A 21,245-nucleotide genomic window follows, 5' to 3' on the forward strand; every position below is an offset into this window, starting at 1 on the left:
ACCTCACTCACGATCTTTCCCCCTGCGGACCGCCCTGTCCGCGCTCGCCGCCGGGGCCGGATCGGCCGCCCGGTGGCCAGACGTCCAACGTAACGCGCTCCCCGACCGTGGAGTTGCGCGGCCCGAGAAGACCACCGCTACGCTGCGGTGACACCGGGTGCAACAACACGGGACGGGCGGTCATGCCGGACGGCGACACCGTACACCCACGAGCGATCCGTGCGGGACCAACCGGACGGATCATGCCCCACTCAGTGGGTCGCTAACCGGATTAACCGAACAAATCTGACTTCTGGCTGTCCGGATTACGACACCGGTCGATTCCTCCGGGTCTCCGGCGGGTACTCCATCGAGGGTACTCAGGACACCCCACCCGGCCACTGACCCGGCGGGGCGGTCGGTGGGCGGTCACCCACCAACTCCGCCAACCGGGCCAGCCGGCGTCGCCCGGTGATCCGGTACGCCGGGCCGCCGGCCCCCGCGTCGAGCAGCACCGCCGGCAGGCCGATCGCGGCCAGCGCGGCACCGACCGGCTCCCAGCACGCCTCGTCGGCGGCACCGAGCCGGAGCACGAAACCGAGCGGCTCGGGAGTGCCGGCTGCCGCCGCCCAGAGCCGCAGCCGGGGACCGGTCAGGAAGAAGTTGCCGGGCGGCCGCTTCACCGTGCCGCGCAGCCAACCCGCCGCCAGCGGGGCGAGCAGGGTGCTGTAGGAGGTCTGCACCCCGTGCTGCTCCGCCACCCGGCCCAACCAGCTGGCGGTCAACCCCCGGCGGGCCAGCTCGGCGACGAGTACGTGCACCCGCCAGGCGGCGTCCACCACCATGGTGATCCGGGCCGTGCCACCCATCCGGACCAGCTCGCCCGGCCCGGCCAGCAGCCCGGCGAGGTCACCGACGGACGGGTCGGCGGCCTCCACCCCGAAGAGCGAGAGCTGCCGTACCGGCGGGACGGCCTCACTCCTCGCCCCGTCCGGCCGCTCGGGCTCTCCCCGCACCGCGCCGGCCGGCTCGGCATCCGGAGCGGGCCGCTCCGGCACCACCCCGACCAGCTCGGGCTGCTCGGCCGTTGCCCCGGACCGCTCATCCATGGCCTCGGGCTGCTCGGCCGTTGCTACGCCGGGCGGCTGGGGCTGGGCCGGGATCGGGCCGGTCGGCTCCGAGGGCGGGTCGGGTGGCTCGGGTGGCTCGGGTGGCTCGGCGGCCATGCCGGCCGGGTCGGGCGACTCGGCCGGTACGGGCGGGACGGGGGGCGTCAGCGACACTCCGGAACCTCGTCGAAGGCCCGCTTCAACTCCACCGAATCCAGCTCGCTGGTGTCGAGCGAACTGGCGTCGTACTCCTTGTTGAGGGTGTCGACCGCGGCCTTGACGCCGTCGTAGAACTCGCTGGCCTGCCCGGTGCCGAGTGCGTCGATCGCCGCGCCGGCCCGGCCGTAGGCGTCCCGGACGGCGGTCAGCGAGGCGACGAAGCCCTTGGAGACCGCCTCACCTTTCTCGGTGTCCGGTACGCCGGCCGCCTCCACCTTCTGCCGGGCGGTCTCGCTGGCCTGTTCGGCACCTCTGAGCAGCCGGACCAGATTCTCCTTGGCCTGCGCCGGGCTGGTCTGCGCGGTCATCTGCTGCTGGGTGCTCCGGGTCAGCGTCCCGATCTCGGCCCGCCACGGCGCCAGTGCCGCACAGACGGCGGCGGCCCAGGCCTGCGGGGTGGGTCCCCCGGCGCAGCCCCCGAGGAGCAGGGCGATCGTGCACAGGGCCGCCGTGAACCTTCCGGCGGATGCCGTGCGGGGGGTACGCATGCGTTGCAGCGTACGGGTTGGAGCGGGCTTCGCGAGGGGGGTAATCGGCCGAGCCGCCCCGGACCCCATTTCGGACGCCCGAGCCGCACCAGCGGCGCCGCACGTCGAACCGCCCGAACCGGAGCAGCGACGCCGCAATGCCAGACCGCCCGAGCCGGTGGCGGGGCCGCCGTCGCCGGTCCGGGAACGGGTCCGGGCCCGTCGCGGGTACGCGACGGGCCCGGATCCGGACTGTCCCGGCCTCAGACGTTGGCGGTCTGCGGCTGCTGGTCGGAGTTGCCGCTGCCGGTACCGGTGTCGGAGTCCGACATGGCCACCGGCTTGCGCTTGCTGAACACCACCGCCGCGACGATGATCAGCGCCGCGACGACCGCGACCCCGATCCGCAGCCCGGTGTTCTTGTCCTCGCCGACGCTCCAGGCCACCACTGCCGGGGCGATCAGCAGCGAGACCAGGTTCATCACCTTGATCAGCGGGTTGATCGCCGGCCCGGCGGTGTCCTTGAACGGGTCACCGACGGTGTCACCGATCACCGTGGCCGCGTGCGCGTCCGAGCCCTTGCCGCCGAACGCGCCGTCCTCGACCAGCTTCTTGGCGTTGTCCCAGGCACCACCCGAGTTGGCCAGGAAGACCGCCATCAGGGTGCCGGCTCCGATCGCGCCGGCGAGGTACGCGGCCAGCGCACCGGGGCCGAGCCCGAAACCGACCGCGATCGGCGCCAGGATGGCGAGCAGCCCCGGGGTCATCAGCTCGCGCTGCGCGTCCCGGGTGCAGATGTCGACCACCTTGCCGTACTCCGGCCGCTGGCTGTAATCCATGATCCCGGGCAGCTCGCGGAACTGCCGGCGTACCTCCATCACCACGGCACCCGCCGAGCGGGAGACCGCGTTGATGGCCAGACCGGAGAAGAGGAAGACCACCGCGGCACCGACGATCAGACCCACCAGGTTGCGCGGGTTGGCCACGTTGAGCAGCCCGTCGATCGACAGGTCGGAACCCGCGTCCCGCAGCGCTGTGCCGAGCGTGTCGGTGTACGACCCGAACAGCGCGGTGGCGGCGAGCACCGCCGTGGCGATCGCGATGCCCTTGGTGATCGCCTTGGTGGTGTTGCCGACCGCGTCCAGCTCGGTGAGCGTACGCGCGCCCTGCTCGTCGATGTCGCCGGACATCTCGGCGATGCCCTGCGCGTTGTCGGAGATCGGCCCGAAGGTGTCCATCGCGACGATCACGCCGACCGTGGTGAGCAGACCGGTACCGGCCAGCGCCACCGCGAAGAGCGAGAGCGTGAGCGAGCCGCCACCCAGCAGGAACGCGCCGAAGACCCCGGCGCCGATCAGCAGTGCGGAGTAGACCGCCGACTCCAGCCCGACGCTGATCCCGGCCAGCACCACAGTGGCCGGGCCGGTCAGCGACGACTTGCCGATGTCCTGCACCGGCCGCCGGTTGGTCTCGGTGAAGTACCCGGTCAGTGCCTGGATGGCGGCGGCCAGCACGATGCCGATCACCACGGCGCCGATGGCGAGGATCCGCGGGTCGATCGGCTCGGCCGCACCCTCGGCGAGGCCGAGCGCGCTGCGCCACTCGTTGCCGAGCAGCTCGGCCCAGGTGGCCGGCAGATAGACGAAGGCCATCACCGCGACCAGGATCGCCGAGACCACCGCAGAGGCGTAGAACGCCCGGTTGATCGCGGTGAGCCCGGACCGGTCGCCGGCCCGCAGCCGGGTGATGAACACCCCGAGGATGGCGATCAGCACACCGATGGTGGAGACGATCAGCGGGAAGACCAGCCCGTGCTCGCCGAACGCCGCCCGGCCGAGGATCAGCGCGGCGACCAGGGTCACCGCGTACGACTCGAACAGGTCGGCCGCCATGCCGGCGCAGTCACCGACGTTGTCGCCCACGTTGTCGGCGATGGTCGCCGCGTTGCGCGGGTCGTCCTCCGGGATGCCCTGCTCGACCTTGCCGACCAGGTCGGCGCCGACGTCGGCCGCCTTGGTGAAGATGCCGCCGCCGACCCGCATGAACATGGCGAGCAGCGCGGCACCGAAACCGAAGCCCTCCAGCACGGTCGGCGCGTCACCCTTGTAGATCAGGACGACCGCCGCCGCACCGACCAGGCCGAGGCCGACGGTGAGGAAGCCGACGACGCCACCGGTACGGAACGCGATCTGCATCGCCGCTTCCCGGCCGCCCTGGTGCTCCCGGGCGGCGGCCGCGACCCGCAGGTTGGCCCGGGTGGCCAGGGCCATGCCGGCACCACCGATGAACGCGCTGAACAGGGCACCGACCACGAAGAAGCCCGATCGGCCGATCTTCACCAGCGTCTCGTTGCCCTCGGTGTCGTGCACCGGCAGCAGGAAGAGCAGGATCACGGCGGCCACGACGAAGATGCCGAGGGTGCGGAACTGCCGGAGCAGGTAGGCCGAGGCCCCCTCCTGCACGGCCCCCGCGATCTCCTGCATCTTCTCGGTGCCCTTGCCGGTCGAGAGCACGGCCTTGGTCAGCGCACCCGCGAAGCCGAGCGCCACCAGGGCGATAACCGCCGCGACGACGACATACGACAGGTTCTCGCCGCCGAGGGACAGCCCGCCACCATCGGCGGCCCAAAACTGGGACATCTATGTCCTCCTGTACCGAACACTCGCGCCGGGCCGGCGGACGAACCGGCCAGACGTCTCCACGCGTGGAGCGACAAATTCGCAAGCGTTCCGCCGACCCACCTGCCCCCGCGATCGGCGATGCTCCCCCACCCACAGGAGCGGGACCAGCACACTTGCTGATAACCCCGGGTACTCTAGCGGTCCGCCGTGTTGGAGGTCACACAGAGGACCCACCCGGTCGTGATGATCTTCGTCGCTGTGTTAGCCGCGCGGTTCTGGTAATGCGGGTGCCGGCGAGCAGCCGGGCTACCGCCCGAGCGGCCAGGCCATCCGGACCTCGGTGCCGACGCCCTCGTCGACCGGACGCACCTGGAGGTCCTCGACAAAGCCCGCGAGCAGGGCAAACCCGACACCCACCGTCAGCGCCTCGTCGGTCAGCGACTCGTCGGCCAGCTCGTCGGGGGGCAGCGCGGCCAACCCCAACCCGGCCTCGATCGGCGCCCGGTCGATCACCCGGACGGTGTACGCCGGACCGTCCGACATCTCGACCAGCACCAGATCGCTCAACCCGTACTGGCGGTGCAGGGCGACCGCCCGGGCGCAGGCCTCACCGATCGCCAGTCGTACCTCGTCGAGCAGTTCCTCGGGCACGCCGGCCCGCCGGGCCACCGCGACCCCGACCAACCGGGCGGTACGGACGTGGACCGGGGCCGGGGTGAAGGAGAGTCTGACCTTCGACATCATGCGTCGACCGTCGACATCAGGCATCGGCACCGGAGGAGTCGGCCGAGGTGGCGGCGTCCAGCGTGGGGTAGATCGGGAAGACCTGGTCGAGGGCGGTGATCCGGAAGATCTTGAGCAGCGGCTCCTTGTCGCAGATCAGCCCGAAGGTCCCGCCGACGGGACGCAGCCGCTTGAGCGCCCCCACCAGCACGCCGAGGCCGGTCGAGTCGAGGAAGTCCACCCGACCCAGGTCCACGACGATCGCCCGGGCCCCGCCGTCGATCAGCTCGACCAGACGTTCGCGCAGCCGCGGAGCGGTGTAGACGTCGACCTCGCCGCCAACCTCCAACACCGTGTACTCACCGATGGCGCGGGTCGTCAGCGACAGATCCATCAGTCCTCCTCTGACCGGCCAGGAACGCTCCTGGGCATCTAACCATCGACCAGCGGACCGCGCAGCGACGGCGGACCGACCGCTACCCGGCCTTCCGACGCACGTACGAGAGTGCAAGAGTGCAGGGCGTGACGTTTCCCGCAACAGTATCGGCCGGTACCGGGGTCGGGGACTCCCGCCCGACCGGTCGGCCCGGGGCGGGTGAGCTGCTGGACCTGCTGCGCGCCCGGGCGCACGGCGGCACGACCGGGACCCCGGTGACCCACGTCGAGCGGGTGCCGGCCCGCCCCGGCACGGTGGTCGACTGGCCGGAGTGGGTGCCGGCGGAGCTGCGCGCGGCCCTCGCCGGGCAGGGCGTGGTCGCGCCGTGGCGGCACCAGGCCGAGGCGGCCGGGCACGCGTACGCCGGCCGGCACGTGGTGGTCGCCACCGGCACCGCGTCGGGAAAGTCGCTCGCGTATCAGCTCCCGGCGCTGGCCACGCTGCTCGCCGACCCCCGGGCCACCGTGCTCTACCTGGCCCCGACCAAGGCCCTCGCCGCCGACCAACTCCGGGCCGTCGCCGCGCTGGGCCTCGACGGGGTACGGCCGGCGTGTTACGACGGCGACACCCCGCGCGCCGAGCGGGACTGGATACGCCAGCACTCCCGGTTCGTACTGACCAACCCGGACATGCTGCACCACGGCATCCTGCCCGGGCACGCCAAGTGGTCCGCCTTCCTGCGCCGGCTGGCGTTCGTGGTGGTCGACGAGTGTCACACCTACCGGGGCGTCTTCGGGTCGCACGTGGCACACGTACTGCGCCGGCTGCGGCGGCAGGCCGCGCGCTATCCGGGTACCCCCAGGTCGGTGCCGGGGCAGCGGGGCGCGAGCGGCGGCACCGGGCCGGCACCGGACGGGCCGGTCTTCGTGCTGGCCTCGGCGACCTCGGGCGACCCGGCCGCGGCGGCCGAGCGGCTGACCGGGCTGCCGGTCACCGCGGTCACCGAGGACACCGCGCCGCGCGGCGGGTTGACCTTCGCGCTCTGGGAACCGCCGCTGCTGCCACCGCCGTCGGACGGCCCGGACCCGGCCGACCTCGCCGAGTCGGCGGCGGGCGCCGGGGTCGACGCCGCCCCGGTACGCCGCTCCGCGTTGCGGGAGACCGCCGACCTGCTCGGCGACACGGTCGCGGCCGGAGTCCGGACGCTGGCCTTCGTCCGGTCCCGGCGCGGGGCCGAGGTGATCGCCACCACCGCGCGGCGCTCGCTGGACGAGGCCGTGCCCGGCCTGGGGGCCCGGGTCGCCGCCTACCGGTCCGGCTACCTGCGCGAGGAGCGCCGCTCGCTGGAGCAGGCGCTGCTCGGCGGTGAGTTGCTCGGGCTCGCCTCGACCAGCGCGCTGGAGCTCGGCGTCGACCTGGTCGGCCTGGACGCGGTGCTGATCTGCGGCTACCCGGGCACCCGGGCCTCGCTCTGGCAGCAGGCGGGCCGGGCCGGGCGCTCCGGCCGGGAGGCGCTGGCGGTGCTGGTGGCCCGGGACGACCCGCTGGACACCTATCTGGTGCACCATCCGGAAGCGCTGTTCGGCCGGCCGGTCGAGGCGACCGTGCTCGATCCGGCCAACCCGTACGTGCTGGGGCCGCAGCTCTGCTGCGCGGCGGCGGAATCCCCGCTGACCCCGGCCGACCTGGAACTCTTCGGCGAGGGGGCGAAGGAGGCGGTCGAGGCGCTGGTGGCCGGCGGCGCGCTCCGGCGGCGCCCGACGGGCTGGTACTGGCGGCACGCCGGGCGGCCCGAGGTGGACCTGCGCGGCACCGGCGGCGCCCCGGTGGACGTGGTCGAGTCGTCGACCGGCCGGCTGCTCGGCACGGTCGACCCGGCCTCGTCGCACTTCCAGGTCCACCCCGGCGCGGTCTACCTGCACCAGGGCGTGTCGTACGTGGTGGACGACCTCGATCTCGACGACGGGTGCGCGCTGGTGCACGCCGAGGAACCGGACTGGTCCACCCATCCCCGGGACGTCACCTCGCTCTCCGTCGTCTCGGTCCGTTCCTACCTCGACTGTGGCCCGGTCGGGATGTTCCTCGGCGAGGTCGACGTGACCAGCCAGGTGGTGTCGTACCAGCGCCGCCGGCTCGCCTCCGGCGAGGTGCTGGCCACCCTGCCGCTGGACCTGCCCGCCCGGGAGCTGCGTACGGTCGCGGTCTGGTTCACGGTCTCGCCGGAGTCGCTGGCGGCGGCCGGGGTGGAGGCGGCCGAGGTGCCCGGTGCGCTGCACGCGGCCGAGCACGCCGCGATCGGGCTGCTGCCACTGGTCGCCACCTGCGACCGCTGGGACATCGGCGGGCTCTCCACGGCCAACCATCCGGACACCGAGGCGCCGACGGTCTTCGTCTACGACGGACACCCTGGCGGCGCGGGCTTCGCCGAGCGGGCGTACCGGGCGGCGTCGGCGTGGCTCTCCGCGACCCGGGACGCGATTGCGGAGTGCGGCTGCGAGGCCGGCTGCCCGTCCTGCGTGCAGTCCCCGAAGTGCGGAAACGGCAACAACCCGCTGGCCAAGCCGGAGGCGGTCCGGGTCCTCGACGTGGTGCTGACCAACCTGGCCCAGGTGGCTCCGGCCGAGCCCGGCGATACCTGATCGTGGCCTGATCACAGGCTGATCGCGGATAGTCGGTATTCGCATGCATGGATCTATGTGGATCCGGTTAAGTTACGCTGGGAGCGCTTCCACGGATCCGCCTGAGGAGGACGTCGTGGCCGACACCATCGCCGAGACCGTCGAACTGCTGTACACCATCGACCAGGCACATCTGACCGTCGACCAGCAGATCGCGCTCTCGCAGGCGTACGCGGCACTGGCCCAGGCGGAACGCCTGGACCAGATCCACCAGATGCTGCACAGCATCCACCAGGTGCTGAACAGCTGGGTGGTACGCCGGGCCACCGAGGGCAGCATCCGCTGAGGGCGTGGCAGCGGGCCACCGGCAGTCCTCCCGAGGGCGCGGCGGCGTGCGCCGAGGGCACACAGAAGGGACCCGTCCCGCGGATCTTCCGCGAAAGGGGTCCCTTCCGCGCAGCCGGAGTTGCCTCAGCCGGAGACCGAGAAGCTGTTGGTGACGAAGTCCCGGCCACCGGCGGACGAGGTGATCTCGTAGCCGAGCTGGACGTCGCCGATCGTGACGTCACCGAACCAGCCACGGTCGCGGATCCAGGTGGCGATGCCCCGGATGTCGACGGTGCCGGAGGTGGTGTTGCTGGTCCGGATGAACGAGTAGACCTGGTTGGATCCGTTCGACCCCCGGTAGATGTCCCAGGAGTGCCCGCCGACCGATGCCCTGACCTGGAAACTGCCGAGCGGGCCGACCGGCCCGTACTTGTTCATCCAGAGCATGATCTCGTGCCCGTGGTCGGTGGTCCAGATGTCGTACGCCGTGGTGTAGGCGATGCCGCTGCCGCTGGTCGGCACCGTCACGTTGAAGCTGCTGGTGACGTTGCCCAGGGCACTCACCCGACGCCCGATGTACCGGGTCGCGTTCGGGTACGCCTTGATCCCACCGGTGTTCGGGTGGTCGGCCCAGACCCCCCAGTTGCTCGGCGAGTTGGCCCAGATGGTCTGCGGGCCGTATCCCGAGCCCCAGATGTTGTTGTAGAGCGTGTAGCCGCCACTGGACCAGGTGCCCCAGCGGTCGCTGGAACTCCAGACGGCAGCCTGGACGGGCGCGGGTGCGGCGGTGACGGTCAGTACGGCGGCGAGCGCGAACGCGCCGATCGCCAGACGTGCGGTGCGCAGCACGATGACCTCCTTGTCGGCCCGGCGCTGACGGGACGGACGCCGGGATAGCCGGAGCAGTCGAGGGCTCGACTGCGGCCTGGAGATGGCGCGCGCGACATCGCTCACCGAAGAAATTTAGTTTTGCTTCCAAACTAAGTCAATAGATACCCACCGATCACATTCGGGCGAAGCCGCGCCCCTCGCGATCACATTGACATCCTCCGATCTCCATACATAGAGTTGGCTTTTCTCACGCTCAGTTATCACTGCCGGTCGGGTCCACCGTCGTTCGACTGCGACGCCGCCCGGTCCGTTGCCGAAGGCAGGTCGTCGCCGTGTCCGTCCCCGTCAGTACCGTCGAGGGCCGCCACCGGCCTGGCCGCCGTCCGTACGCCCCGATCGCCGCCGGCCTGGCACTGGTCACCACCGCCGCCCTCGCGGCCGTCCTGCCCTCACCCGTCGCCGGGGCGGCCACGGACGGCGCACTGGTAGCTGGATTCGTGCCGGGTGGAGCGGCGGAGGTCGGATCGGCCCCAGCCGGAGCCGCGCGAGCCGGAGGGCCGGCGGCCGGGACGTTGTCCGGAAAGGTGACCGGGACGCTGCCCGCGCCGGTGGCCGCTGGCGCAGATCTGGCCCGGGCGCACCGAGACCCTGCACCAGGTCGGACCGACTCCGCAGCGGAGGTGGCGGTACCGCTGTTCGGGGACGACTTCGAGGACGGCAACGCCGCCGGCTGGTCAACCGTCGGCGGCGTGTGGTCGGTCGGCAGCGACACCACGTGGGTGTACCGGCAGCGTTCCGGCAGTGCCGTCGCCAGTGCCCGGACCGGTGACCCGAGCTGGACCGACTACGCGGTCAGCGCGCAGGTCAGGCCGAACGCGCTGGGTACCGCGCGCTCCTCGATCGGGCTGCTCGCCCGGGTCCAGTCCAACACCAGTCACTACTACCTGAACCTGCGCGGAAACAGCCAGCTCGAACTGGGCAAACTCGTCTCCGGTCGGGTCACCGTGCTCGCCTCCGCCCCGGTGACGGCGGCGATCGGCGGCTGGCAGACGCTGCGGCTCGCACTCCGGGGCGACCACCTGGTCGGGCAGCTCGGGACGGTCTCGGTCACCGCCACCGACGGCCAGTTCGCCAGGGGCCGGATCGGCCTGGCCACCAGCTACGCCACCGGCTGGTTCGACGACGTCCTGGTGGAACCGTCGGCCCCGGACATCCTGCCGCCGAGCACGCCCGGCCAGCCGCAGGTGCTGTCGGTCGTACCGGGTGCGGTCACCATCACCTGGCCGGCGTCGACCGACAACGTCGGGGTGGCGCAGTACTACGTCTACCAGGGCGACCAGTTCTACTCGCAGTATCTGGCCCGGGTCGTACCGGACAACTCCCCGCTGACCCTGCAGCTCGCCCCGACGGCGGCGCAGACCCACTTCTCGGTCACCGCCCGCGACGCGGCCGGCAACACGTCGGGGTTCTCCTCCCGCACGTCCGTCCGGCAGCCGCCGACCTTCCCGCGCAGTGGTGACAACACCGTCCCGCCCAGCCCGCCGGGAACCCCGGTGGTTACCGCTGTCACCCCGGACGGCTATCTGGTCACCTGGGAACCGGCGACGGACGACATCGGCGTGGTCGAATACCACGTCTACCACGTGTTCGTCGTGGACGAGGTCAGGGTCGACGCCAAGGTCGGCACCAACAGCGCCGTGATCGCGCCGCGCGGTGGCTACGAGACGGTCCACGTCGTCGCGTACGACGCGTCGTGGAACGCCAGCAGCAGTCCCACCGTGCAACTCCTCCCACCTCCGACGCCGCCGGCCAGCCGGTAGGGCGGGCCGCGGGCCCCGGCGACCCGCTCGGCGGGGCACCACCTGGTGAGCGGGTGATCTGTGCTCCGATACCGCTCCGACCGGGGATGCTCAACGCCGTCGATCCGGTGTACATCGGCGATTTCACGCTCGCGGGGCGGTGCCGCGAACGGCTACCGTCGGCGCATGGCCACCCCGGCACGCCGGTACCGGTACGTCGGACCCGCGGAGATCCGGGCCGGAATCCGCCCGGACGGTGCCGGGTACCGGGTTACCTGCCCGGCGGACTTCGCACGCTGGGTGGCGTCAGTGGCCGTACCGGAGCTGGCCGAGCCGGTTAGCTACGTGGTGGACCTGACCGGCGTACTGCGACTGGCGCCGAGGCGCAGTGAGCACGTCGCCTGCGCCGGAGGGCAGGACGTACTCGGTGCCGGGGAGGTCGCCTTCGTACCCGATCAGGCGGGCGGGCGGAACGTCCCGTCTGGTCACTGGGTCGTCAGTTATGTCAGCAACCAATCCACCGGCTACTGTCCCGACCTCGACTCCTGGCCGGCGGTGGCCTCCGCGCTCGACCGGGCCGGACTGCCGCACCCGGACGGCTTCACGGCCGGCCTGATCTTCCGCCGCTGCCCGGACTGCGGCTTGTGCAACGTGGTCCGGGACGACGACTTCAGCTGCGTCGCCTGCGCCGGGGACCTGCCTCGACAGTGGAACCTCGACCGGAGGTAGCCGAGCCGAACGAGACGATCGAACGCGTTGATTCCGGCACCTTGATCGAGCGCCACCAGGGGCAGCAAAGCGTCTCTGCCGCCCGGCCGCCGGAGCCGCGTCCGATCAACGCACCGCCGGATGCGGGGCCAGCAAGCTAGCAAATCATGCCCATATACTCATGCTGTGACAGGTTTACGACATTTAGTCGGATTTGCTCTTCTGCTGGGAATCGGCACGGTGGCCACGCCGCCAAAGCCTGCTGCCGGCGCCAGCTATGTCATTTCGCGTGCACTTCAGTTGGAGCTGACGATCACGGTCCCAGCGGCGGTCAGTCTCGGCGCGGGAATGCCCGGCACCACCATCAGCCGGCAGATCGGCATGGTCACCGTGCGAGACAACCGGCCGGTCAACCCGAACACCTGGACGGTGACCGTGTTCTCCACGCCGTTCACCACCGGTGCCGGCACGCCCGCCCAGACGATCCCCACCAGCCGGGTGTCCTACTGGTCCGGGCCGGCCACCCGCTCCACCGGCGGCGGGAACCTGATCCCTGGCCAGCCCACCGGCGGGCAGGCGCAGGCACTGACGGCGCCGCGCACCGCGTTCCGGAAGACCTCCGGCAACGCCGTCAACCGGGTCAGCTGGAACCCGACCCTGGAGATCGCCATCCCGTCCGACGCGCTCACCGGCCTCTACCGGGGCACGGTGACTCATTCCGTCTCATGAGCACGCCACTGGGGCCCTTACCCGAATTGCCGGCTTTAGTCGGCAATGCCGTGTTAGAACCTGAGGCATGAAGAAGAAGCTCGCGCCCCTGCTGTGCCTCGCCGCGGCTGCCCTCACCATCGCCACACCTGCGGCCGCGCAGCCGTCCGGGGACACCACGGTCACGTTCACGGTGGCCACCGCCAACCTCAACATCGAGATGTCCGCCTCGGTCAACCTCGGCTCGGCGTTCCCCGGCGCGCGACTCGTCGGGCAACTCGGCACCGTGACCGTCCGCGACCAGCGCGCGGCGGCGAACGCCACCTGGACCGCCTCCGTCGTCGCCTCCTCGTTCACCACCGGCACCGGCGACCCGACCGAGGTCATCCAGCCGCAGCTGGTCGAGTACTGGTCCGGCCCGACGACCGCCACCACCGGCACCGGCACCTTCGTGCCCGGCCAGCCCACCCAGGCCGAGCGGGTCAGCCTCAGCGCGCCGCGTACCGCCTTCTCCAAGACCTCCGGCAGCGGCAACAACTCCGCCAGCTGGAACCCGACCCTGGAGATCAACATCCCGTCCGACGCCGTTGGCGGCCTCTACAACGGGACGGTGACCCATTCTGTGTCGTAACCACGCACCCCTGCCGGTACTCGCACTCACCGCCGCCACGCTGGCGCTGGCGGCAGCCCCCGGCACCGCGGCGCCGACGCCGACGCCGCAAGAAGTCGGTGTCAGCGTCCGGCTGCTCGACGCGCCCGTCAACCGCCGCGACGACCCCCGCGCCCACCAGTACATCGTCGACCACGTCACGCCGGGAACAACCATCCGTCGACGGATCATCGTCACCAACGCCTCGCAGATTCGCCGCGACATCGCCGTGTACCCGGCCGCCGCCACGGTCGACGAGGACCAATGGATCGTCGCCCCCGATCGAACCGCCAACGAACTGTCCAGCTGGGTCACCCTGGACCGCGACCACCACGACCTGACACCCGCCAAAGAGGCGACGGTGTGGGCCACCATCCGCGTACCCGAAAACGCGTCCACTGGGGAACGCTACGCGGTGATCTGGGCCGAGACCCCCGGGATCGGCGACTCGACCGTGCGCCACATCGGCCGGGCCGGAATCCGCATCTACCTCTCCGTCGGCCCCGGCGGCGAGCCCCCGTCCGACTTCACCATCAAGGGCCTCACCGGCACCCGCGCCCCCGACGGCACCGCCCGACTCACCGCGCAGGTCACCAACACCGGCAAACGAGCCCTCGACCTCGACGGCACCCTGACCCTCACCAACGGTCCAGACGACCTCACCAAAGGACGATTCACCGTCGACGCCCCCACCCTCGCTCTCGGCGCCGCCGCCGCCATCGACGTACCCGTCGGCAAACACATACCGGACGGCCCCTGGACCGCCAAACTCGAACTACACAGCGGCTGGACCCGCCGCACCGCCACCGCACAGGTAACCTTCACGCCCCCCACCGCCAGCCGAAGCGACGCTGGCAGCGACAACACCCTCAGCGTCCTCTTCGGCGGCCTCGCCACCTCCACACTGGTGCTGGCCCTGTTCGCCGGATACGCCATATATCAACGCCGACACGGCAACCGTTCCAGCACCCTCAGGACCTGGCTCCCAACACCACCATTCCGAAAAGCACCCGGGAAGTAGGGCCCACCGGCCAGGGCCTGCCAGCCGAACTCGCGGGGTGTCCGAACGAGGCGGCCGAGCGCATGCCACACCGGGGCCGGGTTGTCCGCCAAGGCGTCAGGCGCGCTGGTCCGCCTCGCCGCGCACCGGCCCGGCTCGGGCTGTCGCGCGGGCGGCCCTGGTCATCCCGGGCAGTGGCTCGACCGTCACCTCGGCGGTGACCTGAAGGTCGAACCCGTCGAGCGTGCAGTCGGTGATCCGGGCGCTGTTGGCGGCGGCGATGACCGCCGCCCGGGCGCAGGCCCGATCCGGGCCGTCCAGCGCGTAGACGGCGCCGGCGAGCGCGCCGAGGTCTGCCGCGACCCGAGCCTGGTGCCGGGCCACCCGGGCGGCGCCGATCGCGGCTGCGCCAAGGCTGAACACCACCAGTACCAGCCCCATGGCGAGCAGCCACAGGGTGGCGCTGCCCCGATCGGATCCGCCGCCGTACGGGACCGGCCGGCAACCTGCCGTGGAGTGTCTGGTCGAGCGGGGCCCTCCATCGGGATGCTGAACCGTTCGGCGGCACCGAGCCCGGCCCCGCCGAGTCCAGTCGAGTCCGGGACCCGCCCGGGTCGCGCTCGCGGTGGGGTCGGTCGTCATGACGGCGGCTCCGGTGCACCGGGCTCGACCGCCGCCACCGCGATCGCGCTCACCGTCAGCCGGGGCAACCGTGCACCGAGTGCGCGCACCGGGGCCCGTACGGTGGCCACCACCCGGTCGCCGTCCACCGAGACCGACACCACCGCCCCCGGTGGTGCGGCCCGGGCACCGGCAGGTACGCCCGGAGCACCGCGGGAGGCAGCCAGGGCCGCCTCCCGCGCCGCGTCCACGCACTGCCCCTTGGTGGTCACCGCGTTCACGGCGGTGAGCCCGGCGAGCAGCAACAACAACAGCGCCGGCAGGCCGGCCGCCAACTCGGCGGTGAACGAGCCCCGGTCGCGGTCGCCCAGCCAGCGCCGGATCACGACAGGGCCCGGTCGATCACGCTCGCCAGTGCGGCCTGCACCCGACCGGAGGTGAGTACCTTCAGCAGAATCCCGGCAAAGGCGACGGCGGCGAGGGTGCCGACGGCGTACTCGGCGGTGTTCATCCCGGCGTCGCCGCGGAGCCGGGCGATCAACTTGCGCAGCATGGAGTTCCCTTCTCGAATCGGTCACAGCACGTCGCCGAGTACGGCGACGATCACCGGCACCAGGCCGGCGAGAATGAAGGCGGGCAGGAAACACAGGCCGAGCGGCAACACGATCAGCACACCGGCCCGCCGAGCCGCCGCCTCGGCGCCGGTCACCCGGTCGGCCCGCAGGTCGTCGGCAAGTCGGGTCAACGCCCCGGCCAGTGCCGCGCCACTCGCCGAGGAGCGGACCGCCGCCGACGTCAGCCGCTCCGCGCCCGGCACCGGCCCGAGGCGCGCCCACGCCTCTTCAGGGGTACCGCCGAGCCGGAGGGTCCGGCCGACCTCGATAAGGCGCTCACCGAGTGGGCCGGCGAGCGCCTCCGCGACGGCGCAGACGGCACGGTCGATCGGCGCGCCGGCCCGTAGTGCCGCCGCGAGCAGGTCAGCGGCGAGCGGCAGGTCGGCTGACTCGCGCAGCCGGCGCCGCCGGACAGCCGCTGGTTCGAGCCGGTGCAGCAACCGGTCGAGGCCGACCGCCGTCGCCACCCCGAGCAGCACGCCTAGCCAGTCGCCGAGCAGCACCCCGGCCGCCAGCCCGGCCAACCCGGCAGCGAGCCGGACTAGGTCGATCCGGCCCGACCAGCCTGGCGGACTCTCGTCCCACCCGCGCTGGCGCTGCCTCCACCCGCCCCGGCTCTGGCTCAGTCCGCTTCCCGACTGTCGGTCGCCGCGCTCGTCGAGGTCGTTAAGCGCGTGGGTCATGGCATGGCGCGCTCGACGACCGGTCGCCCCGGCTGCCCGAGTGGACAGTCCGGCGGAACCGACCGCGGCGAGCCGCCGTCGGGACGACCGGCGGACGGGGACCCTGGCCAGCGCCAGCAGCAGGGCGAGACCGGTCAGAACTCCCGGGACCAGGGTCCGCACCGTCGTCAGCGCCCCGAGGTGGCGACGGACGCGACCCGGCCAGCCTTACCGGCTCGGCCAGCGAATCCGTCGACCTCACCGGCCCCACCAGCGAGCCCGCCGAACCCACCACCACATCTGTCGATCCCGGCGGACCTGTCGCCCCCGCCGAACCCACCACCGGACCTGTCGGCCCTGCCGAACCCACCGTCGAATCTGTCGGCCCCGCCGGCACTTTCGCCAACTTCGTCAACCCTGTCGGCCCGGTCGGCCTCGCTGCCGAGTCGGTCCGCGCGGCCGGCGCCGCTCAGGCGACCCGCCCAGACCAGGCCGGTGAGTTGCAGGATGATGGCGCCGACCGCGCAGGCAGCACCGATCGGGGTGTGCAACAGGATCTCCAGTGGGTCGACGCCGATGCCGTAGCCCAGGGCGATGCCGCCGGCCGGTAGCCCCGCCAGCAACCAGGCGGTGGCACGTGCACCGGCCGCCTGAGCCTCGGCGGCGGCCAGCCCACGGTCCATTGCCCGCGCATCGGCCTCGATCCGCTCTAACAGGTCGGCCAAGGGCGCCCCGGTCTGCTCGGCGAGGCGTACCGCCGCCCGGGCGAGACTGGCCAGTCGGTCCGACCCGTCGGCCGCCAGCATGACGGTCGACGGTGGCAGCCCGGCTCGCAGGTCGGCGGCGAGGCCGCAGAGTGCGTCGAGTTGGCGGCGCTGTGCCCGCTCGGCCGACCGGCCGGCCCGGCGGCGCAGCAGACCGCGTATCGCCAAACCGGTGTAGGCGGCGACGGCGAGCCCCGCGACCGGGCCACCGGCGAGCGTCCCGCCGACGCCACCCAGCACGACACCGACGACCACGGCCCGCCGAGGCGGCACAGCGGCCAGCAGCCGATCCAGCGCGGTCGACCAGGACACCCGCGACTTCGCCGAGCCGATTTCTGCCGACCAGCCTCCCGGATCGGGCCGCCGGGCGGTGCCCTGCACGGCGTGGCGCCCGCCGATCACCGCCCGACGCCGGGCCCGAGCGCGGCTGACCGGCCAGCCCACCAGGGTCGCCGCGCCGGCCAGACAGACGGCCGCCAGCCACCAGGTGGTCACGGCGTACCCCGGGTGATCTCCCGCCGGCCGGGCGAGGACGGCGGCCAGGATCGGGATGCGGGGTCCAGTAGGGGTGGCACCGGCACTCCCCGCTCGGCGATCAGCGCGGCCAGGGCCGGAGCGGCCGGCCCGAGACCCCGGTCCCGACGCCAGGCCGGTACGACGGTGACCAGCCGCTCCGGCCCCGCCGGCAGCAACAGGCAGACCGCCTCCAGCACCCGCCCCGTCGACGCGCGGCGGACCTGGAGCAGCACCTGGAGCGCGGCGGCCACCTGGGCGTGCAGGGCCGGCCGGGGCAGCCCGCCGAGCAGACCCAGCGCCTCCAGCCTGGCCGGCACGTCCGCCGGAGCGTTGGCGTGCAGGGTGCCCGCCCCGCCGTCGTGCCCGGTGTTCAGGGCGGAGAGCAGGTCGACCACCTCGGCACCCCGGCACTCGCCGACCACCAGCCGGTCGGGCCGCATCCGCAGGGCCTGGCGCACCAGGTCGCTGAGCCCGACCGAGCCGGCACCCTCCACGTTCGAGGTGCGGGCCTGGAGGCCGACCACGTGTGGATGCATTGGGCGCAGTTCGGCGGCGTCCTCGACCAGCACGATCCGTTCGGTCGGCGGCACCAGGCCGAGCAGCGTGTTCAGCAGGGTCGTCTTGCCCGACCCGGTCCCGCCGACGACCAGGTAGGCGAGCCGGGCGGCGACCACCGCCGCGAGCAGCGTGGCGGCGGCGCGGGGCAGGGTGCCGTGGTGTACCAGGTCGTCGAGGGTGAACGGACGCTGACGGAAGGTACGCAACGACAGGTAGGGCCCGCTGGTCGCCACCGGCGGCAGTACGGCGTGCAGCCGGGTGCCGTCGGGCAGCCGCGCGTCGACGTACGGGCTGCCCTCGTCCAGCCGTCGACCGCAGGCGGCGGCGAGCCGCTGGGCCAGCCGGCGTACCTCGTCGGGGCCGCCGAGCGGCACCGACACCGGAGACAGCCCGCTGCCCCGGTCGACCCAGACCTCGGCGCCGTTGACCAGCACGTCGGTGACCCGCTCGTCGGTGAGCAGGGGCGTCAGCGGGCCGGCACCGACCAGGTCGTGGTGAACGCGGGTGGCCATCCGCAGCACGGTGGTGTCGCCGAGGACGGCGGCGCCGGGCTCGGCACGTACCGCCGCGACGACGGCGGCCGGGGTCACCGTCGTCCCTTCGGCGGCGAACCGGCGCCGGACCCGGGCGGCCAGATCGTGCCTCATGGCCGGGCCGCCTCGACGCGGGCGGCCCGACTCCGGGCCGCGCCAGTGCAGGCAACCCGGTCCTGCGGCGTGTCAGTGCAGGCAACCCGACCCTGGGCCGCGTCGGTGCGGGCGGCCCGTCCCTGGGCCGGGTCGGTGCGGGCGGCGCAACCCTGGGCCGGATCGGTGCGGGCGACCCGCTTCCAGGCGATCATCGCGCCTCGGCCGGAACGCCGGCCGCACCGGTGAGGTCGGTGATGATGCGCTGGCAGAGGGCCGCCAGCGGGCCGCGCCCGGCAGCCGCCGGGGCCTCGCCGCGTTCCAGGTTGCGGCAGAGCCCGGGCTCGGGTCGCAGCGTGCCGACCAGTGGCAGGTCGAGTGCCCGGGCGACCTCCCGGGCCTTGAGCCGGCCCGGGGCCGGGCCGCGCACGATGACCGAGAGGTTGGCGCAGTGCAGCCCGGCGACCGCGGCCACCCGGGCCGCCGCTGCGGTGGCCCGCAACTCGGCGGGAACGAGTACGAACGCCTGGTCGGCCGCCTGGAGTGCGATCACCGCCGCGTCGTCGAGCTGTCGGGGCAGGTCGACGACGACGATGTCTCGGCCACGCCGGCCGGCGTCCATGGTGGCCGCCATCGCCTCGGCCGGCAGCGCCAGCAGGTCGCCGCGATCCCAGGAGAGCATCACCAGGTCTCCCCGGCTCGGCAGCGCCCGGACCAGGGCGGGCGCGTCGACCCGACCGTCCGCTTCGGTCAGCGCGGGCCAGCGCAGACCCTCCAACTGCTCCCAGCCGAGCACCAGATCGAGGCCGCCGCCGAGCGGATCGGCGTCGACCAGCAGCGTGCGCAGGCCGCACCGGGCCGCCGTGATGGCGAGCCCACCGGCCAGTACGCTCGCGCCGGCCCCGCCGCGCCCGCCGATCACCGCGACGATCCGGGCCGGGCCGCCCACCGCACCCCGGCCGGTGACACACTCGCCGAACCGGTCGACCAGCCAGGGCTCGGCCGCCGGCAGCACGGCGACGTGCTCGGCGCCGAGCAGCTCGGCCACCTCCCAGCCGCCGTTACCTTCCCCGGCGCGGCCGACCAGGACCACCCGGGGCCGGCGGGGCAGTCTCGCCCGTAGGCAGGCCTGCGCCTGGTCGGTGCCGACCACCACCAGCGGCGCGCCGGCCCACCGGGACCGGGCCGACGCCGGATCGGCGGCCACCTCCACCTCACCACCACCCGCCGCCGCGAGCCGGAGCAGTTCGTCGAGTAGCTCGTTGTCCGAGGTCACGACCAGGGGCAGGCGCGGTCCGGGACGGACCGGGGTACGCGGTGGCATCACGTCCTCCAGCGGTGGGATCCGGCTCCAACGGGCGGTCCGGTTACCGCCACACCCTGGCGTCCCGAACCTCCGTTCCGGGCACTGGAAATCTGCGCTGTGGATAACTGGGCCGGCTGTGGATAACGCCCGTCGAGTCAGTGGATCTGGTATGTGCAGCGGCGTGGTCAGCGGTGGTCCCGGCAGTGGGCGCGAGCGGCTGGGTGCGTACCCGATGGGGGTCTCGCGGCGGTGCGCGGGCCGGGCGCGGCGGACGGTCGCCGAGCGGGGCGGACGCGGTCGGCCAGGCCATATTTGCCACCGGCGGGGGTACCCGGGCGGTGCGGGTCGCTACTCCGCGACGCGGCGGTGAAAATCGGGGGAGGAAGCCGTCATGGCGCAGTCCGTGAGCACGACCTCGGTGGTGCTGGAACCGGCCGCGGAGGAGGTGGTCCGGATGACGGCGAATCCGCCGTTTCCGTTCCAGCTCGCTCCGGAGAAGGGGCGGGCGAAGCTGGTCGAGATGCAGTCGGGCAGCATCCCCCGCCCAGAGGTCGACATCGAGGACATCATGGTGCCCGGCGGCCCCACCGGGCAGGTACCGGTGCGGATCGTCAAGCCCCGGGGCGCCGGCCGGCTCGGTGGCGCGGGCGGAGGGCTGGGCGACCGGCTCCGCTCCGCCGCCCAGGAGATGATCCGGCCCCGCGGAGTCGGCGGCATGCTGCCGGCGGTGCTCTACATCCACGGCGCGGGCTGGGTGTTCGGTGACTCCCTCACCCACGACCGGTTGATCCGCGAACTCGCGGTGCAGTCCAACTCGGCGATCGTCTTCCCCGAGTACAGCCGGTCGCCCGAGGCGCGGTATCCGATCGCAATCGAGGAGTGCTACGCGGTGGCGCAGTGGTTGGTTGGCCAGGGCGACGACTACGGCCTGGACCCGACCCGGATCGCCATCGCGGGTGACTCGGTCGGCGGCAACCTGGCGACGGTGGTGGCGATGCTGGCCACCCGGCGCGACGGCCCCCGCTTCGCCCGGCAGGTGCTGCTCTATCCGGTGACCGACGCCGACTTCGACACCGCCTCCTATCGGGAGTTCGGCACCGGCTACTACCTGAGTCGGGAGCTGATGATGTGGTTCTGGGACCAGTACCTGCCGGACCGGGCCGAGCGGGCCGACCCGATGGCGTCACCGCTGCGGGCCAGCCCGGAGCAACTCCGGGGCATGCCGCCCACCCTGGTCACCACAAACGAGGCCGACGTGCTGCGCGACGAGGGCGAGGCGTACGCGGCGAAGCTGCGCCGGGCCGGCGTACCGGTGACCCAGGTGCGCTACCAGGGCATCATCCACGACATGGCGATGCTGGACGCGCTGGCAACCACCCAGGCCGCACAGGCGGTCACCGCCCAGGCCGCGACGACGCTGGCCCGCGCCCTGCACCACGAGTAG

General features: G+C 72.8%; 22 protein-coding genes. 8 read left to right on the top strand and 14 right to left on the bottom strand.

Going from position 1 to position 21,245, the window contains the following annotated elements; all coding sequences use genetic code 11:
- Nucleotides 1-359: 359 nt before the first annotated feature.
- From ACSMXO_RS40300 to ACSMXO_RS40320, 5 genes are all read right to left on the bottom strand, one after another.
- Nucleotides 360-1,088: a hypothetical protein gene (locus ACSMXO_RS40300; protein WP_455419424.1), complete on the bottom strand. Its 729-nt coding sequence runs from the start codon at nt 1,086-1,088 to the stop codon at nt 360-362.
- A 164-nt stretch (nt 1,089-1,252) separates the two neighbouring features.
- Nucleotides 1,253-1,795 (bottom strand): hypothetical protein, encoded by a 543-nt coding sequence (locus ACSMXO_RS40305; protein WP_346258829.1) that lies wholly within the window; start codon nt 1,793-1,795, stop codon nt 1,253-1,255.
- 242 nt (nt 1,796-2,037) lie between these two features.
- Nucleotides 2,038-4,413, bottom strand: a complete 2,376-nt coding sequence (locus tag ACSMXO_RS40310; protein ID WP_455415958.1) for a sodium-translocating pyrophosphatase — start codon at nt 4,411-4,413, stop codon at nt 2,038-2,040.
- Nucleotides 4,414-4,701: 288 nt separating this feature from the next.
- The gene (locus ACSMXO_RS40315; protein WP_346258827.1) at nt 4,702-5,139 is read right to left on the bottom strand and encodes an ATP-binding protein; all 438 of its coding nucleotides are present in this window, start codon (nt 5,137-5,139) and stop codon (nt 4,702-4,704) included.
- Nucleotides 5,140-5,155: 16 nt separating this feature from the next.
- Nucleotides 5,156-5,512, bottom strand: a complete 357-nt coding sequence (locus tag ACSMXO_RS40320) for an STAS domain-containing protein (RefSeq protein ID WP_346258826.1) — start codon at nt 5,510-5,512, stop codon at nt 5,156-5,158.
- A gap of 44 nt (nt 5,513-5,556) precedes the next feature.
- Between ACSMXO_RS40320 and ACSMXO_RS40325 the strand changes: the two genes are divergently transcribed.
- Nucleotides 5,557-8,133, top strand: a complete 2,577-nt coding sequence (locus ACSMXO_RS40325; protein WP_455419425.1) for a DEAD/DEAH box helicase — start codon at nt 5,557-5,559, stop codon at nt 8,131-8,133.
- Nucleotides 8,134-8,248: 115 nt separating this feature from the next.
- Complete coding sequence (locus ACSMXO_RS40330) at nt 8,249-8,458, top strand: hypothetical protein (RefSeq protein ID WP_107262234.1); 210 nt, start codon at nt 8,249-8,251, stop codon at nt 8,456-8,458.
- Between the two features lie 125 nt (nt 8,459-8,583).
- Here the strand turns inward: ACSMXO_RS40330 and ACSMXO_RS40335 are convergent, their stop codons facing one another.
- Nucleotides 8,584-9,393 (bottom strand): glycoside hydrolase family 12 protein, encoded by an 810-nt coding sequence (locus ACSMXO_RS40335; RefSeq protein WP_455415959.1) that lies wholly within the window; start codon nt 9,391-9,393, stop codon nt 8,584-8,586.
- 557 nt (nt 9,394-9,950) lie between these two features.
- Here ACSMXO_RS40335 and ACSMXO_RS40340 point away from each other — a divergent pair.
- The 5 genes from ACSMXO_RS40340 (at nt 9,951) to ACSMXO_RS40360 (ending at nt 14,155) form a co-directional block, all read left to right on the top strand.
- The gene (locus tag ACSMXO_RS40340) at nt 9,951-11,090 is read left to right on the top strand and encodes a hypothetical protein (protein WP_455415960.1); all 1,140 of its coding nucleotides are present in this window, start codon (nt 9,951-9,953) and stop codon (nt 11,088-11,090) included.
- A 165-nt stretch (nt 11,091-11,255) separates the two neighbouring features.
- A complete protein-coding gene (locus ACSMXO_RS40345) occupies nt 11,256-11,798 on the top strand; it encodes a hypothetical protein (RefSeq protein ID WP_455415961.1) in 543 nt (180 codons plus the stop codon).
- Nucleotides 11,799-11,963: 165 nt separating this feature from the next.
- Nucleotides 11,964-12,506, top strand: coding sequence for a hypothetical protein (locus ACSMXO_RS40350; protein WP_455415962.1), 543 nt, complete (start codon nt 11,964-11,966; stop codon nt 12,504-12,506).
- A 67-nt stretch (nt 12,507-12,573) separates the two neighbouring features.
- A complete protein-coding gene (locus ACSMXO_RS40355; RefSeq protein WP_455415963.1) occupies nt 12,574-13,116 on the top strand; it encodes a hypothetical protein in 543 nt (180 codons plus the stop codon).
- 247 nt (nt 13,117-13,363) lie between these two features.
- Nucleotides 13,364-14,155 carry a hypothetical protein gene (locus ACSMXO_RS40360; protein ID WP_455415964.1) on the top strand — a complete coding sequence of 264 codons (792 nt, stop codon included), beginning with the start codon at nt 13,364-13,366 and terminating at the stop codon, nt 14,153-14,155.
- Between the two features lie 96 nt (nt 14,156-14,251).
- On the opposite strand, the gene ACSMXO_RS40365 is transcribed toward ACSMXO_RS40360, so the two are convergent.
- From ACSMXO_RS40365 to ssd, 8 genes are all read right to left on the bottom strand, one after another.
- On the bottom strand, nt 14,252-14,776 hold the full coding sequence (locus ACSMXO_RS40365) for an Rv3654c family TadE-like protein (RefSeq protein ID WP_455415965.1): 525 nt from the start codon (nt 14,774-14,776) through the stop codon (nt 14,252-14,254).
- Nucleotides 14,773-15,141: a TadE family type IV pilus minor pilin gene (locus ACSMXO_RS40370; protein WP_455415966.1), complete on the bottom strand. Its 369-nt coding sequence runs from the start codon at nt 15,139-15,141 to the stop codon at nt 14,773-14,775. Before ACSMXO_RS40370 ends, ACSMXO_RS40365 begins: the two co-directional genes overlap by 4 nt.
- Nucleotides 15,138-15,308 carry a DUF4244 domain-containing protein gene (locus ACSMXO_RS40375; RefSeq protein WP_101368449.1) on the bottom strand — a complete coding sequence of 57 codons (171 nt, stop codon included), beginning with the start codon at nt 15,306-15,308 and terminating at the stop codon, nt 15,138-15,140. Before ACSMXO_RS40375 ends, ACSMXO_RS40370 begins: the two co-directional genes overlap by 4 nt.
- A gap of 21 nt (nt 15,309-15,329) precedes the next feature.
- A complete protein-coding gene (locus ACSMXO_RS40380; RefSeq protein ID WP_346258822.1) occupies nt 15,330-16,052 on the bottom strand; it encodes a type II secretion system F family protein in 723 nt (240 codons plus the stop codon).
- Between the two features lie 167 nt (nt 16,053-16,219).
- Nucleotides 16,220-17,290 carry a type II secretion system F family protein gene (locus tag ACSMXO_RS40385; protein WP_455415967.1) on the bottom strand — a complete coding sequence of 357 codons (1,071 nt, stop codon included), beginning with the start codon at nt 17,288-17,290 and terminating at the stop codon, nt 16,220-16,222.
- Nucleotides 17,287-18,516, bottom strand: coding sequence for a TadA family conjugal transfer-associated ATPase (locus ACSMXO_RS40390; RefSeq protein ID WP_455415968.1), 1,230 nt, complete (start codon nt 18,514-18,516; stop codon nt 17,287-17,289). The genes ACSMXO_RS40385 and ACSMXO_RS40390 overlap by 4 nt, the downstream gene beginning before the upstream one ends.
- Complete coding sequence (locus ACSMXO_RS40395; RefSeq protein WP_455415969.1) at nt 18,513-18,710, bottom strand: hypothetical protein; 198 nt, start codon at nt 18,708-18,710, stop codon at nt 18,513-18,515. Before ACSMXO_RS40395 ends, ACSMXO_RS40390 begins: the two co-directional genes overlap by 4 nt.
- Entirely contained in the window at nt 18,707-19,771 is a 1,065-nt protein-coding gene (ssd, locus tag ACSMXO_RS40400; RefSeq protein WP_455419426.1) for a septum site-determining protein Ssd, read from the bottom strand. Before ssd ends, ACSMXO_RS40395 begins: the two co-directional genes overlap by 4 nt.
- 421 nt (nt 19,772-20,192) lie before the next feature.
- Between ssd and ACSMXO_RS40405 the strand changes: the two genes are divergently transcribed.
- Entirely contained in the window at nt 20,193-21,245 is a 1,053-nt protein-coding gene (locus tag ACSMXO_RS40405; RefSeq protein WP_455415970.1) for an alpha/beta hydrolase, read from the top strand.

Source organism: Plantactinospora sp. DSM 117369, from assembly GCF_053764795.1.

Bases quoted from the DNA above. Each gene is read 5' to 3' on its own strand.
- ACSMXO_RS40310 (WP_455415958.1), bottom strand. From the start codon at position 4,413: ATGTCCCAGTTTTGGGCCGCCGATGGTGGCGGGCTGTCCCTCGGCGGC.
- ACSMXO_RS40405 (WP_455415970.1), top strand. From the start codon at position 20,193: ATGGCGCAGTCCGTGAGCACGACCTCGGTGGTGCTGGAACCGGCCGCG.
- ACSMXO_RS40320 (WP_346258826.1), bottom strand. From the start codon at position 5,512: ATGGATCTGTCGCTGACGACCCGCGCCATCGGTGAGTACACGGTGTTG.
- ACSMXO_RS40365 (WP_455415965.1), bottom strand. From the start codon at position 14,776: ATGACGACCGACCCCACCGCGAGCGCGACCCGGGCGGGTCCCGGACTC.
- ACSMXO_RS40300 (WP_455419424.1), bottom strand. From the start codon at position 1,088: ATGGATGAGCGGTCCGGGGCAACGGCCGAGCAGCCCGAGCTGGTCGGG.
- ACSMXO_RS40315 (WP_346258827.1), bottom strand. From the start codon at position 5,139: ATGATGTCGAAGGTCAGACTCTCCTTCACCCCGGCCCCGGTCCACGTC.
- ACSMXO_RS40395 (WP_455415969.1), bottom strand. From the start codon at position 18,710: ATGATCGCCTGGAAGCGGGTCGCCCGCACCGATCCGGCCCAGGGTTGC.
- ACSMXO_RS40390 (WP_455415968.1), bottom strand. From the start codon at position 18,516: ATGAGGCACGATCTGGCCGCCCGGGTCCGGCGCCGGTTCGCCGCCGAA.
- ACSMXO_RS40375 (WP_101368449.1), bottom strand. From the start codon at position 15,308: ATGCTGCGCAAGTTGATCGCCCGGCTCCGCGGCGACGCCGGGATGAAC.
- ACSMXO_RS40355 (WP_455415963.1), top strand. From the start codon at position 12,574: ATGAAGAAGAAGCTCGCGCCCCTGCTGTGCCTCGCCGCGGCTGCCCTC.
- ACSMXO_RS40345 (WP_455415961.1), top strand. From the start codon at position 11,256: ATGGCCACCCCGGCACGCCGGTACCGGTACGTCGGACCCGCGGAGATC.
- ACSMXO_RS40380 (WP_346258822.1), bottom strand. From the start codon at position 16,052: ATGACCCACGCGCTTAACGACCTCGACGAGCGCGGCGACCGACAGTCG.
- ACSMXO_RS40305 (WP_346258829.1), bottom strand. From the start codon at position 1,795: ATGCGTACCCCCCGCACGGCATCCGCCGGAAGGTTCACGGCGGCCCTG.